The 14824-nt window shown below is 50.5% G+C and carries 14 protein-coding genes and 1 riboswitch; all 14 genes read right to left on the reverse strand.

Going from position 1 to position 14824, the window contains the following annotated elements; translation table 11 throughout:
- Window positions 1-35: 35 nt before the first annotated feature.
- Window positions 36-842, reverse strand: a complete 807-nt coding sequence (locus R70331_RS16085) for an ABC transporter ATP-binding protein (RefSeq protein WP_042177192.1) — start codon at window positions 840-842, stop codon at window positions 36-38.
- A 189-nt stretch (window positions 843-1031) separates the two neighbouring features.
- Window positions 1032-2849, reverse strand: coding sequence for an APC family permease (locus tag R70331_RS16090; RefSeq protein WP_042177193.1), 1818 nt, complete (start codon window positions 2847-2849; stop codon window positions 1032-1034).
- A 135-nt stretch (window positions 2850-2984) separates the two neighbouring features.
- Window positions 2985-3144, reverse strand: a riboswitch (cyclic di-AMP (ydaO/yuaA leader).
- Window positions 3145-3369: 225 nt separating this feature from the next.
- A complete protein-coding gene (locus tag R70331_RS16095) occupies window positions 3370-3801 on the reverse strand; it encodes a disulfide oxidoreductase (RefSeq protein ID WP_042177194.1) in 432 nt (143 codons plus the stop codon).
- Window positions 3801-4556: a DsbA family protein gene (locus tag R70331_RS16100; protein ID WP_042177195.1), complete on the reverse strand. Its 756-nt coding sequence runs from the start codon at window positions 4554-4556 to the stop codon at window positions 3801-3803. Before R70331_RS16100 ends, R70331_RS16095 begins: the two co-directional genes overlap by 1 nt.
- Window positions 4557-4650: 94 nt before the next feature.
- On the reverse strand, window positions 4651-6567 hold the full coding sequence (locus tag R70331_RS16105) for an ATP-binding protein (RefSeq protein ID WP_052419084.1): 1917 nt from the start codon (window positions 6565-6567) through the stop codon (window positions 4651-4653).
- A 167-nt stretch (window positions 6568-6734) separates the two neighbouring features.
- Window positions 6735-8051, reverse strand: coding sequence for a hemolysin family protein (locus tag R70331_RS16110; RefSeq protein WP_042177198.1), 1317 nt, complete (start codon window positions 8049-8051; stop codon window positions 6735-6737).
- 333 nt (window positions 8052-8384) lie between these two features.
- Window positions 8385-8810, reverse strand: a complete 426-nt coding sequence (gene gerQ, locus R70331_RS16115) for a spore coat protein GerQ (RefSeq protein ID WP_042177199.1) — start codon at window positions 8808-8810, stop codon at window positions 8385-8387.
- 88 nt (window positions 8811-8898) lie between these two features.
- Window positions 8899-9321, reverse strand: coding sequence for a cell wall hydrolase (locus R70331_RS16120; RefSeq protein WP_042177202.1), 423 nt, complete (start codon window positions 9319-9321; stop codon window positions 8899-8901).
- A gap of 105 nt (window positions 9322-9426) precedes the next feature.
- Window positions 9427-10182: an SDR family NAD(P)-dependent oxidoreductase gene (locus R70331_RS16125; protein ID WP_042177204.1), complete on the reverse strand. Its 756-nt coding sequence runs from the start codon at window positions 10180-10182 to the stop codon at window positions 9427-9429.
- A gap of 148 nt (window positions 10183-10330) precedes the next feature.
- On the reverse strand, window positions 10331-10729 hold the full coding sequence (locus R70331_RS16130) for a DUF2500 domain-containing protein (protein ID WP_081947636.1): 399 nt from the start codon (window positions 10727-10729) through the stop codon (window positions 10331-10333).
- Between the two features lie 224 nt (window positions 10730-10953).
- On the reverse strand, window positions 10954-11130 hold the full coding sequence (locus R70331_RS31855) for a hypothetical protein (RefSeq protein ID WP_197071341.1): 177 nt from the start codon (window positions 11128-11130) through the stop codon (window positions 10954-10956).
- 162 nt (window positions 11131-11292) lie between these two features.
- Complete coding sequence (locus R70331_RS16135; RefSeq protein WP_042177206.1) at window positions 11293-11919, reverse strand: pyridoxamine 5'-phosphate oxidase family protein; 627 nt, start codon at window positions 11917-11919, stop codon at window positions 11293-11295.
- A gap of 103 nt (window positions 11920-12022) precedes the next feature.
- The gene (locus tag R70331_RS16140) at window positions 12023-13315 is read right to left on the reverse strand and encodes a WD40/YVTN/BNR-like repeat-containing protein (protein WP_042177208.1); all 1293 of its coding nucleotides are present in this window, start codon (window positions 13313-13315) and stop codon (window positions 12023-12025) included.
- A 24-nt stretch (window positions 13316-13339) separates the two neighbouring features.
- Window positions 13340-14722, reverse strand: coding sequence for a branched-chain amino acid transporter BcaP (locus tag R70331_RS16145; protein ID WP_042177209.1), 1383 nt, complete (start codon window positions 14720-14722; stop codon window positions 13340-13342).
- Window positions 14723-14824: the final 102 nt, after the last annotated feature.

Raw genomic sequence — 14824 nt, forward strand, 5'->3', positions numbered from 1 at the left:
CTCATTTCCTCCTCCTGATGCTTCCCTTAAACTATTTATAATCCGGCTGCCTTGTACGCCGCCAGCTCATACGGCAGGCACAGCGGCACACCGGTCCGCGGATCAGCAACAATGTCACATTCAATCCCGAATACCTTACGAAGCACATCCGGAGTCATAACCTCAGCGGGAGCCCCTTCACTGATGACTGTGCCTGCCTTGATCGCCACCATATGCTGCGCGTAGCGGGAGGCATGGTTCAGGTCATGGACTACCATAATAATGGTCCGGCCTTCCTCCTGGTTCAGCTTCTGCAGCAGCTGCAGCACTTCCAGCTGGTGGGCCATATCGAGGAACGTAGTCGGCTCATCCAGAAACAGAATCTCCGTCTGCTGGGCCAGAGCCATAGCGATCCAGGCACGCTGGCGCTGTCCGCCGGAGAGGCGGTCGATCGGGCGGTCATGGAATTCCTCCATACCGGTCACTGTAATGGCATTAGCGATGATTTCACGGTCTTCCGGCGTCATTGTGCCGAAGCCCTTCTGATGCGGATAACGGCCATAGCTGACCAGCTCGGACACCGTCAACCCGTCCGGTGCCGTCGGGTTCTGCGGCAGGATCGCCAGCTGGCGGGCTACTTCTTTGGTAGACAAGGTATGAATAGATTTGCCGTCAAGCATAACGCTTCCGCTCTTGGGCTTCATGATCCGGGCCATTGTTTTAAGAATTGTAGATTTGCCGGAGCCGTTAGCTCCAACCAGTGCGGTGATTTTCCCGGTTGGAAGTGACAGGTTAAGCCCCTTCACTATTGTTGCTTCCGCGTACCCGATACTAAGCTGTTCTGTATTCAATCGTTCTGACATGTTCTCCACTCCTTAAATACTTATGTATAGTGATGCTTTGAAATTGGATTATCCAATTGAAATCGTTTATCAACCGACTGATATTGTTTCTCAATTACCATTATCGCAAATATATGAAAGTTGTACAAGAGTTCACACAAAAAGGCCGCCTCCGTCATCAACGGGAGCAGCCCTTTTCCTATTCCCCGACTATTTATGCAGATGGTACGGTACTGTTGCAACTACAATATCCTTCTGATTCATGAGGTAAGAGCGGATGAACAGACTGGTCTGATTATGGAGAACCGCCTGCCACCAATGCTTCGTAATAAACTGCGGAATCAGCACCGTAATATGGTCCGTTGAAGCGGTCTTCCACTCTACGGTTTCAATAAACTTGACCAGCGGGCGGATGATGCTGCGGTACCGGGAACGCAGAACGATCAGGCGCACACCCGGATTCCATTCCTCCCACTTCTGCTCCATCCGGTGAATCTCCTCTTCATCAAACCCTACATATACAGCCACCACATTATCCGTCAAGGACTTGGCATAGCTGATTGAATGAAGCACGGCGCGGGTTACACCGGCTACAGGCACGACAACGGTACTTCCTTTAATACACGGCTTATCGGTTGCCGGGCAAATGCGCAGCTGGTCTGCTGTGTTCATGTAATGGCGGTGAATCCGGTGGAACACGAACATGACGACCGGCAGGAAGATGAAGGCCATCCACACGCTGGAGAACTTCGTAATAATGAAGATCATAGTAATTGTGAGTGTAGTGAGCATGCCGACCGTGTTCACTGCAAACTTGTTCTGCCAGCCCTTGGGTCTTGTTTTGAACCAGTGCACCATCATCCCGAGCTGGGACAGTGTGAACGGGATAAATACGCCGACTGCATACAGCGGAATCAGACCTTCTGTATTTCCGTGAAAAGCAGCTACCAGCACCGCCGACAGGACGCCGAGAAAAATAATTCCGTTAGAGAAGCCCAGCCGGTCTCCGCGGACCATAAATGCATGCGGCAGATACTTGTCTTTGGCAAACATGAAGGCCAGCAGCGGGAACGCCGAGTAAGCCGTATTTGCAGCCAGGAAGAGGATGACAGCCGTAACCCCTTGAATGAAGAAGTACAAACCGCCGCGGCCAAAGGTTGACTCCGCAATTTGTGACACTACTGTTGCTTTTTCATCCGGGGTAACCCCATACCAGTAAGCCAGCAGGGTAATACCTGTGAACATCAGACCGAGGATAAGCCCCATCATCATCAGCGTTTTGGCGGCATTTTTTTCAGCCGGAGCCTTGAAGTTCGGGATCGCGTTGGAGACTGCTTCTACCCCGGTCAGTGCCGAACAGCCGGAGCTGAATGCTTTTAATAATAAGAACAGACTGACATTGGACACCGCCGAGCCGATTTCAGGAACACTGGCATGAGCGCCTACAGTCAAGTATTTGAACACCCCTGCACCGATCAGAAAGAAGATCGAAACGACGAATAAATATACCGGGATTGCGATAAAAGAGGCCGATTCCGTAACCCCGCGCAGATTGACGATCGTTAACAATAGAATAACAGAAACAGCAATAAGTACAGTATGATCATGCAAGCCTGGAAAAGCCGATGTGATCGCGTCCGTGCCCGCCGAGGCGCTAACGGCAACGGTAAGAATATAATCGACCAGCAGCGATCCGCCGGCTAACAGGCCAGTGGGTACACCGAGATTGCTTTTGGCTACGATATAGGCTCCTCCGCCCTGCGGATAGGCAAAAATCGTCTGCCGGTAGGATAGAATGAGTATGGCCAGCAGGCCCAATACGGCAAGCGCGATTGGCAGGGAGTACCAGATGGCAGTGAAGCCCGCAGCCACCAGCACCAATAGAATTTGTTCCGTTCCGTAGGCTACAGACGAGAGCGCATCAGAAGACAGGACAGCCAGTGCCTTTACCTTGGATAACTTTTCATGATCGTGTTCGTTCGACTTCATCGGACGTCCGATCAATAGTCGTTTTACCTTGCTTACCATTGTTGTAACAGTTCCTCTCTTTGTTAGTTGAACCGGTTATACCGTGCGCTGTTTTCATCGTTTTCATAGGGGGATTTTCATAAATGCAGGCACAAAAATAAGCATACGGAAATGATCCGCATGCTTCTGGCATGGTCATTATCCCACCTTTGCTTACGAGGTTAGCTGGCGGATTCGGACTGTGGAAAGCCCTACGGTTACAGCCTTTACGGCCTGCTTCCGATTCACCCCGTCGGCCTTTCAGCCGAGTTTGGTTCCCCCGATTTCCCTGCGGAAAATTCAGCGCATATTCAACTTCTCACAAGGCTTAATGATAGTCTACAAAGCATTCCCAGTAAAGCTGTGAAACAAATGAAAAGACATGAAAAAACATCCAAAACACGCAATTCCAAGATCGGGGATGAATGGCTCTTTCATTCTCTTGCATTATCCCTTTGTATCTTGGTTTTAACGTATTTCGGATGTTATTTGTGACAAAAAAATCATGGTTTATTATGTGCTGAAGCCTGCTGTCAGCGGTCTATTCCCCTGCCGTATCTTTGCGTCCTGTCCACAGTAAAATTGTAATCAGCGTGAAGGCGGTCAAGGCCATCAATGGGATGGTAATAAAGCCTAATAGATTCACATAATCAACATTGCAGGGAACGCCTACTGTACAAGGAAGCACCTTGCTCAGTGCAGGAATCTTCTGCTCTGCATAGTGATAGATGGAGATGCTTCCGCCGATGATGCTTAACGGCAAGACGTAAGGAATAATCTTTTTATCCCCGCGGTACGTGGCAATTCCCAGCAGAAACAGCTGCGGATACATGAAGATACGCTGGAACCAGCATAGCTTGCACGGCTCATATTTCAATACTTCGCTCAGATATAAGCTCCCTGCAACCGCAATAATGGATACGAACCAGGCCAGATACAGACAATGACGCCGGCAAAAGGCAGTGAACCTCATCACTGGGCAACCGCCGCTTCGGAAGCGGCCTGAATCTGGGCATCAATAGCCTCCATATTAAACGGCTCATTGACCATTACCCCGTTGACAAACAGCGTTGGTGTAGATGATACGCCGGATGCTGTAGCCAGCTGCACTTCACTCTGGATCTGGCTGTTATACGTTTTGTCTTCAATGTCTTTGCGGAGCAACTCGAAATCAATTGGCAGCTTCTCTTTCTGCGCCAGCTCGACCAGGAAGTCAGGCGTAGCCCATTCCTTATTCTCGTCGCCTTGATTCGCATAGAGAGCATCATAGTATGTCCAGAATGCATCGCTGTTCTGATTATAAACCGACAAGGCTGCAAGGGCTGCCGTTGTTGAGTCAGGACCAAGGAAGGCCAGATTTACAAAGTACAGGGCTGCCTTATCCTGATTTACATATTCCTGAACAATCTGCGGCTTGATTACACCTGCAAACTGGGCGCAAGCCGGGCATTTGTAATCGCCGAATTCCACGATTTTGACCGGTGCATCTTCACTGCCCAGTCTCGACATTTCACTGTAATTGAATTCAACCGGTGCAGCTGGTGTGCCTGCTGTTGAGCTGTCTCTGCCGGCCAGCATAAATAATCCTGCAAAAATAACAGCCACCACCACGATCGTCGAAACAATCACTATCAGTGTTTTCTTCTTTTGGTTCTCCATCTGCGCTACGAGCTTCTCATTTTTGCTCTTCTGGGGAAGTGCAGCGCTTTTGCGTTTGTTTTTGCTCAAGTGAGAGTTCCTTTCTGTCCCGCGGGACCCGTTGAATATGAATCATATAATTTAAAATTATATAATTAAACTTCTCACTTTGGCAAACCTAAGCTTATACAGCCTCCGTTTTCAGCTCCAGGGAGTCCGGCTCACTAAAGTCCCGGGACTCTTCGCCCTCCATCTGTCCTGAATCAAGCATCAGGCTGAAAACAGCCTCAGTCCCGGTACCGGGTTCTGAGTTAATTCTGATGTTCCCGTCCATCAGCTCCACCAGCTTCCTGCAGATCGCAAGCCCAAGCCCGGTGCCCGGATACTGCCGGTTATGTGAGGCATCCAGCTGGGTAAAGGGTTGAAATAACAGCGGCAGCTTATCCGCAGGGATGCCAATACCGGTATCCTTGATGCGAAAAGTATATTCTCCTTTTGTGCCCTCTACTGAGCTGAACCCAACCTCAATTGTCACCCCGCCGTCAGGCGTAAATTTGACGGCATTGCCGATCAGATTCACCAGAATTTGGCGGATTCTCAGGCTGTCCCCTTTTACATATTCAGGAATATCCCCGGTAACCTGCAGCTTCAGCTGCAGTCCCTTTTCCTTCGCAGCCGACTCGAACAGCTCGGAACATTCCGTAAGCAGTGCCTGAAGCGGAAAAGCTTCGCTGCGCAGCTGCAACCCGTCCGAATCCAGCCTGGAGAAGTCCAGCACATCATTCACGACACTCAGCAGCGCCTGACTGCTGTTATACTGCAGCCTCAGCAGCTCCTGCTGACCGGGTTCGGCAATGTCATCGGCAAGGAGCTGATTGATCCCGATTATACCGTTCAGCGGTGTGCGGATCTCGTGGCTCATCGTTGTCAGGAACTCGCTTTTCATCCGGTCTGCGCCTTCTGCGGCTTCCTTGGCTTCAATCAGCTGCTGCTGAAACTGTATAAAGGGCGTAATATCCTCAGCAACCAGATATACCAGCTTCTGGTTGCCGTGAAGAAGCGGGAAAACAGTCGTGCTGCAGATCATGGTTCCGCCGTTTTTTATTATTACTTCAAGTTCAATCTTGGAGGAATGACCCGAAACTGCACGCTCTACCGCTTGTTTCAGCATGGCTTCATCCTTTGGGGTACTGAAAATACTTTTGTAATCACCAAGCTCCTCCTTACGGTAGCCGGTTGTCTGCTGCAGGGAGGGGTTGGAGCTGATCACCTTCCGGCGTACCGGATCTATGCACAGCACCATATCAGGGCTGGAGTCAAACAAGGCTGTATACCGCTGTTCATTGAAGCTGGCCGAGAAAAGGATACGCTGCCGGTCCCTGTACAGCAGTATCAGTACCGCCATGACTATGAATAAAAAGGAAACAGCCAGTACAACTGCCAGCAGGGAATCAGGCAGAAGCGGGACTGTGCCGCTGTAATTAAAGGTCCCTGAAGCGGAGAATACCGCTCCGTCCATTGCAGCATAATGAGATCCGCTCAGGCAGGCAGTAAGTACGAGCACCAGCAGCACTTTTTTTAACGTTAACATATTGTACGGCCCTGCAATCCAGCGCGGATTATACAAGCAGACTACCGCCGGAACAATCAGTGCGAAGCCAAAGGAGTACAGGATGGAGAGCAGGCTCTGCTCATAATTCCCAAAAAATTTCATCGACAGAATGCCGCAATAATGCATAATCAGAATCCCGGCGCTAAAAAGAACACCACCGAACGCCAAAAACAGCCGATTGCGGGTGTACGGGCTGCTGAGCAGCAAAAATAACGCATATGAGGCCGCTACCGGTACGATCAGGGACAATAGCAGCAAAGGAAAATCGTAAGCGACGCTCATATCCGTCCGCATTGCCCGCATCCCGATAAAGTGCATGCTCCACATCCCTGTGCCAAGCAAACCGGACAGCAGCAGAATAAATTTATGTCCCCTATTCTCGCGAATCAGCCGTTCAGCAAGATCCAAAGCTGAAAAGCAGGACAGCAGCGCTATAATAACAGAAAAGAGCACCAGCAGGTCACGGTAATGATCCGGATGTTGCAGCATGCGCTCCTCCCCCTTCTTTTAAAAATGGTACAAATAATGTATTTACCCTACCTTTACCCTCCAAGAAACGTCACGAACCTGCTAAATATTAGATATTATATAATCTGATAATTGATCAAAAAAAAGGCACAGCGCATTTACCTGCGCCATGCCTTATTATACAACCGTTACGCTCCGGCTTCTTCAGCCAGTATCTGCAGCTTCAGCAGCTTGATCCGGGATATCCGTTTGTTTTCGGTTTCCTCTACCACGAACAGATGGCCGTCGAATTCGGCCGTCTGGCCTTTTTGCGGAGGACTTACCTCAAGCTTGGAATACAGCCAGCCTCCAATGGTATCATAATCATCCGTCTCCATATGAAGCCCCAGCATGTCATTGATTTCTTCTATCAGCATAAGACCGTCAATGGAGAACTCGTCTTCCCCCAGCCGCTCAACACCGGGGCGTTCATGGTCGAACTCATCCTGGATTTCGCCGACAATCTCTTCCATGATATCCTCCAGTGTAACCATGCCGGAAGTGCCGCCATACTCATCAATGAGGATAGCAATCTGTGTCTTGGCCCGCTGCATCACCTTTAGCAGAGCGCTGATCTGAATAGACTCAGGCACAGTCAGAATGGGACGAATCAGCTCCGTATACTTCGGCGTATTCTCACGGATCAGGTCCTTGATGTGAATGAAGCCTAGAATATGATCCTTATCGCCGTCGCAGACCGGATAACGTGTTCTCATGCCGTCATAAGCAATCTCAAGATTCTCTTCAGCCGGCAGATGGCTGTTCAGACAGATCATTTCGGTTCGGGGAATCATAATCTCCCGCGCCATTGTATCTGCAAATTCAAAAATGTTGTCTACCAGTGTCATTTCGGTATTGTCGATAAGACCGCTTTTGTTACTCTCCTGCATGATAATACGGATTTCTTCCTCGGTATGCGCAGTGGCCAGCTCCGAAGCAGGAGCCAGACGGAATATGCGCAGCAGCCCCCGGGCCAAACCGTTCACGATCCAGATAAACGGATACATGATCCGGTAAAAAACATTCATGGCTCCCGAGGTTAGCAGAAGCACCGCCTCAGCCTTGTTCACCGCAATTGTCTTCGGAGCAAGCTCACCAAGCACAATATGCAGAACCGTAATGAACATAAAAGCAATAATCAGCGAAATGACATAAACGGCAGTATCGCCAAAGCCCAAACTTGTTACAAGCGGCCCGACAATCGTGGCTACCGCCGGCTCTCCAAGCCAGCCGAGTGCGAGCGAGGCAAGCGTGATGCCAAGCTGGCAGGCGGACAGGTATGCGTCCAGGTTATGCACGATGTCTTTAGCTGCTAGCGCTCTTTTGCTGCCTTCCTCAATCAGTGATTCAATGCGGCCGCTGCGCACCTTGACCATTGCATACTCAACCGAAACAAAAAAGCCGTTAAACAGCACAAGCATGATAATAAGACCTACATGTAATATACCGGGTAAAGGGTCGCTCAAATTATACTCCTATCCACCGAGTCCTTGTTCGGCGGATAGGCCCACCTCCTTCGTTTATTCAGAGTGTCAGTCTGCGTCATAGCAGCCGTTCCTTTCATCGTCAATTTCCCAATGCCTTCATCTCCTGACTGTAATCACGAATGTTAAGATATACTGTATTATATTATTATCCGCGCCACAAAAACAGGTATTATTAGTGTAAAAATATGATTTCGCTGCCAATCTTATGGACATCCCATTCAAATGGATAGATTATGATCCCGTTTATCCGGCAAAAAAAGGACAGTTCCGCTAATTCGGGACTGTCCTTATCAAGGGAATAGCCTCTGTGCCTTACCGGCAGTTGCGGGTAGGCGGATTGCCGATTACGCCGGGATACTGGTAAGCCAGCGGCTCGTCAAAGGTGGCATAATCGAAGTAGATCATCAGCAGCACAGTGCGTTGTCCGGTAACCGGATCACTGATGATGATGTGGTCACGGCCTGCAGCCTCAAGCACGCCTTTATACACTTTTGCATTCCACTCTTTGTTATTTTCGTATGTGTAGTAGAACGTTCCGATCTTGCCGAGATTCAGCCGGAAAATATTTTCGATGTACGATTGTTCAAAAACGGGTGCGGTCGTAGGCACGACTGCTCCGCCCGGGGTCATCGGGCTTCCGCTGGTCACCTGGGGCGGCATGGTTCCCATGGGCATCATTGCCCCGCCGGGGTTGCTGCCGATCATATAAGTAACGGGACGGTAAGGTTGGCTGATCATTTTTGTAAAACCTCCTAAGTAAATGTTGGCTCAGGAGACAGCTCCGGCGGACGGATCCAGCCGCTCTGTCTCCTGCAGCCGGCGGTGCCTAGTATACAGCCGGGCAATCCTCAGCGGTCGGGGTAAAGAAGCAATGGGCCTTGTAACGTCCGGTATTCTGCTGGTTATACCACGTTGCCGGACAGGCTCCGACTGGACGGAAGAACCATAAGGCGTTGGAGGCCGGCCAGGTTCGTTCACCTGCGATAGCCCGTTTGGCCAGCCTGATGTCCGACTCTCTGGCCCGCTGGTAAAAGTAACTCTTCTGCGGGGCCTCAAAGCCGCCTGGACTCTGATACACCATATCGTTCACATTCCGGATGTTGTTGAAGTCCAGACAATTTCCGAGAATCCGGTTGACCCCGACATTGCCGACCATCAGCATGCCGGAAGCCCCATCCTCCTCGGCTTCCGCCCTCATCAGCCGTGCCAGCACCCTCACATCTTCCGAGTTCGTTTTGATAACGGCCATGTGTTCTCCTCCTTCTTTCCTGCTCGCTGTATTGTATGTGCATCCGCCTAAGAGGTGACTGTCCGTTATGAATTTCTCACCGCCTCAGCCTCCCGTTACAGAAGATCATGGCTCATAGATCATCTTGCGGGTCATGCCGCCGTCAATCACCAGCTGTGCCCCGGTAATGAAGTTGTTCTCAGGTGCTGTTAAATACAGGCAGGCCCGGGCTATATCGTCCGGCTTACCGACACGGCCGGCCGGATGCTGCTTATGATCAGCCTCATGCAGCCCGCTATAATCCCCGGTTTCAATCCATCCCGGACTGATACAGTTCACGGTTATACCATCCTTCCCCAAGGTTACAGCCATCGCATGCGTCAGGGCGGTTATCGCTCCCTTAGATGCTGCATAAGCCTCCGTATCAGGCTCGGACATAAGCGCGCGGGTAGAGGACAAGTTGACGACCGACCCGCCGCCCGGGTTACTCCGCATATGTTTTGCCGCCTCCCGGGTCGCAAGAAATACGCTACGGGCGTTTGTATTAAGCACCTTGTCCCAGACATCTGCAGACAGGTCGTACAGCGAAGCCGCATGCGGATTTGCGATCCCGGCATTATTGACCAGAATGTCGACGGTTCCATACTTCTCCGCTGTATGGGCAACAAGCGCTATAATCTGATCTTCCCGGCTGACATCACAGGACACATATTCAGCATGTCCGCCCGCTGCGGTAATCTCCGCTGCCGTCTTTTGGCCCAGGGCGGCTTCCAGCTCTGCCACAACTACCTTTGCCCCTTCCGCGGCGTAAGCAGCAGCTACCGCTCTGCCGATCCCGCGGCCTGCGCCTGTAACAATTACAATTTTATTGGCATATTCCACTATTCATTCTCCTCCTAAGCTGGCTGGTGATAGAGTCATAATATAAATATCCCCTTGTTCCGGTTATGGAATCAAGGGGATTGTACTGTAACCGTACTATATAGTAAATAAGCTGCAGCCGGTACTAACGTCTTGCTTCAACATCCTGTTATTCTGCAGTTGAGTAATGGGGATGCCGCTTGAAGCCATGGTATCTGGTTCCCTGATAGCTTAATATGCCCCTGTCCCCTTCTGCACTCATGCCAAATTCACTGCCGTCCACCTTGAACTCCATCCGGACGCCGTCCTGCAGCTCATAGGTCAGATAATAAGTGGTGCTGGTCCGGCTGGACTGGCTGTCATCCTGAAGCTGCTGCTGGCGGACTTCACTGCGTTTGCTGACAATACGGGCGGGGATAGTGAGCAGGGGAGAGCTGTTATTGCGGCTCCACTGAAACAAGCCTCTGCCTGCAGATACTGCTACAATACCAATCATCACTACAAGGAAGATCGGTATCACTGTTCCGGTAAGATCAAACATCCAAGAAGGATCCGAGCCCATTCCCATGCTTATTCCCCCTCATACCCCAAATACTTGCCGCCCCCTGCACATTCATGGGGATGCTTCTGTACATGTATATGCCTTATCCTTCTAATACAGCATCACTAATAATACAAATGGCCTGAGGCTGCAGAAGTTCCTGATTTACGTTTTGAATGCAAAAAAGACCACTCTGTTCTCAGTTACGAGAACGTATGTGGTCTTTAGCCGCTGCTTGCCGATCTATTATTCTATGCATGCACAAGATCAAGGAATTGTCTGGTTTCATTCTCTTCAGTCGGCATCATACCGTTGTCAGCCCAGCAGGCTCTGCATTGTTCTTCCGTTTCACACAGGTGGGCGTCATCGCAGTTATAGCACAATTGCAGAAGGTTTCTAGTCACATAATCCGTTTCGAAAGTTTTCATTATAATCTCTCCTATTCGTGGATGAAAGTTTGTGAAAAAATGAACTTGTTTTCTATGTGTTAAATATATCACAAGCTTTTTCGTTTGTCATGTGATTTTTTTCACATTTTTAAAGAAAATTTGAAATACGTTTTTTTGTTTAACTTTTGGACAAAGCTTGGATTAGTACAGCCTATTTGTATAGCTGTCGTTGAGTGAGGCTGCCACCTGTTCAGCACTGATCCCGGGCAGCTTCACATGATCTGCTATCATCTTCGGAATATCAGGTAAATGGTCCTTTGCCGGCCAGGATTCCGGATTCCACAGGCTTGAGCGTTTGAACGCTTTGGCACAATGAGTATAGCATTCTTCTACTTCTACCATAATTCCTACCAGCGGAGTCCGCCCGTAAGCCTCCATTTGCTGCAGCAGCTGCTCATCCCGGACAATTGCCGCCCGCCCGTTCACCCGCAACGTCTCTTCAAGCCCAGGTATCATAAAAATCATCCCCGCCCGCGGGTTAGATAAAAGATTAATCAGCGAGTCCATTCTGCGGTTGCCCGGGCGTTCAGGAATGACCAGCCGGCGCTCGTCCAGAATCTGCACAAAACCCGGTGAATCCCCTCTTGGTGAAACATCCACATGACCTTCATGATCTGAAGTAGCCAGCATCAGGATCGGGGACTGGGCGATAAAACGCCGGCAATGCTCATCAATTACACCAATCACCTTGTGCTGTACAAGCTTCCCCGGGAAACCCAGCAAATCACGCAGCTCTGCTTCCGTTTCAATTCTCTGATATTCAGACATAAGCATCCTCCGTATGTACTTATTTCATATGCAAGCTGTCTATTATTGTATCAAAAAAAAGAAGACTGCATAGAGCAGTCCTCCTTCACTCTTATAAATTATGCTACATGACGCGCCAGCTGACCCCGCCGTTCGTTGTCTGCAGCAATATGGACCTGCGGTCCTCTTCCTTCTGGATCAGCAGCCAGCCCACATCCTCTGAAATAAACTGTAGCTTCACGATCTCCGGATATTCAAGCAGCTTTGACTGGAGGACACTGCTGGCCGGCAGTGGCGCCCAAGTCTGGCCCTGATTCACGGTTTTGAAGATCATATTACCGCTCAGCATCCAGCCGGTCCCGGCACTAATAAAAGCAGGCGGAAGATAACGGTTGACTCCAGTCTGGCTGTTCAGCACAAAATCAACAAATTTCCAGTTGTCACCGCCGTTAGCTGTAAAGTAGCCGTTATAAGTGACGCTGTTTTGCTTGTCTGTCTGACAGGCTGCCGGGAGAAAGCCGGCGGCACTGTTTCCGAAAAACTCCGGTTCTCCGGTGATCACCTTGTCACAGCCTCCCCACTCTGCATTAACCAGGATCTCCTGGCCCGGATGCCAGGTAACCCCGCTGTCGCTGGTCATATAGATTTTGGGCAGCGCACCGGTCTGCAGGGTCACCAGTCCATGTGTGGTATTCTTAAAAATCATTCCGGTAACAATACCGGCCATAGGAATGGTGTTGTTCGGCAGGTTCGGATTATACTGTTCATTCTGCATAACCATGGCCCAGGTCGCTCCTCCATCCTTAGTGGCATAGAGCGCCTTGCTTGACTTGGTGGCATTTGCATCCCAGGAGGTCATCAGCCAGCCAGTCTGCGGAGAACTGAAGTAAATAGATGATACCGTGTTCGAATCGGGAAAAGAAGATACCTTCCAGCTCTGGCCGCCGTCTGTGGTCCGCAGAACAACCGTCTCCGTCATCCCGAACGAGCTGCGGATAATCCAGCCGTTATCGGGATCTGTGAAAAAAATTTCTTCACCGTACACCGGATTAGCTAAAAACTGAACATTCGTTGAAGGTGAAATATTAGCCCAGGTTCCGCCGTTATCCTTGGTCATATAGATCCGCAGTTCCTTTTTGGTGACACCCCATGCCAGACCGACCGATTCATTCAGCAGCCTGAAATCGGTCAGACGGGTCTGGATCTGATATTTCGGCGTGCTTTCATTGGTTACGTTTTTGGCATCGCCGGGGGTAATCAGCGTAATCGTCTGCCCTTCCTCCGGCGCTTCCGTCGGCTGAGGAGGCAGAGTCGGTGCTGGCGCCGGGGATGAGGAGCAGGCTGATACAATCAGCAGGATGAAAAGAACCACAGCGGATATTCCCAGCTTCCTGTAACCTGCAGTGTAAGGAAACAATGCTCTCCCCCCTTTCTTTTTGCCTTATTTCTTATTCAGTTTACTGTTTTTATAGCCATAGAGCCAGTAGATCAGTAATCCGAGGACCAGCCAGATGAAAAATCCGATCCAGGTTTCTCTGCCCAGATTATACATCAAATAACCGCAGGCTGCTGCACTCAACAGCGGAATAACCGGAACCCAGGGCACTCTGAACCCCCGTTTGAGCTCTGGATGCGAACGGCGCATGACGATAACACCAAGCGAGACCACGAGGAAGGCGAACAATGTCCCGATACTTGTCAGGTCGGCAAGCCGGTCCAGCGGCACAAAGCCGGTGAATACGGCAATAATACCGCCGACCATCCAGGTGCTGCGCACCGGAGTCTGTGTCTTCGTATTAATCTTCGCCAGGCTTTCGGGAAGCAGCCCGTCCCGGGAAATGGCGAACAGCAGACGGGTCTGTCCAAACAGCAGAACGAGCAGGACAGTCGTCATACCGGCTATGGCCCCGACGGAGATCAGGCCGGCAATCATATTCTGATCCACAAAACGCAGTGCGAAGGAAACCGGATCGCTGACATTAAGGTTCTGATAAGGCACAATTCCGGTCAGCACGAGCGAGACTGAAATATACAGGACAGTGCAGATGGCAAGTGAAGAAATAATTCCGATCGGCAGATCGCGCTGCGGGCGCTTGACCTCTTCAGCTGCCGTCGACAAGGCATCAAAGCCGATATAAGCGAAAAACACCGTCGCCGCCCCGTTAACGACCCCATGGAAGCCATACGGCAGAAACGGGGTCCAGTTCTCCGGCTTAACATAGAAGATACCGGTGAAGATAAACAGCAGGACCACTGCGAGCTTCACCACTACCATTATGGCGTTAAAGCGCGCTGTTTCTTTGACGCCTCTTGTAAGCAGATAAGAAATCAGCAGGATGATAATGACTGCAGGCAGATTAATAAAGGTACCTTTGTCCGCATTATATGCCCCGGACAGCGCAGTAGGCAAATGAATTCCGAAGCCCTCCAGCAGCCCCTGAAAATAGCCGGACCAGCCGCTGCTTACCGCCGCAGCCGCAACTCCGTATTCCAGCACCAGATCCCAGCCGAGAATCCAGGCGAGCAGTTCACCAAATGCAACGTAGCTGTAAGCATAAGCGCTGCCTGATACGGGAAGTGTTGAGGCAAACTCCGAATAGCAGAGTGCAGACAGCACGCAGGCAATTCCGGCAAGTACGAAGGACAGCACCAGGCCGGGTCCGGCATGCTCTGCAGCAGCAACCCCTGTCATTACAAAAATGCCGGTACCGATGATCGCACCCACGCCGAGTGCGGTAAGATCAAGGGCACCCAAGGTTTTGCTGAGCTTGCCGGCATTGTCGCTCACAGGGACAGCCAGCGGTTTCTTTCGGAATAAATCCATACTTCTTTTCTCTCCTGTCAATAATAGTGGTATATCGCTAATGACCATATGGTCAGCAAGCCAAAATAATGCCGGAACCAGGAACCGGCAGCCCTTCTGCCA

The organism is Paenibacillus sp. FSL R7-0331 (assembly GCF_000758645.1).
GTDB classification, from domain to species: domain Bacteria; phylum Bacillota; class Bacilli; order Paenibacillales; family Paenibacillaceae; genus Paenibacillus_AQ; species Paenibacillus_AQ camerounensis.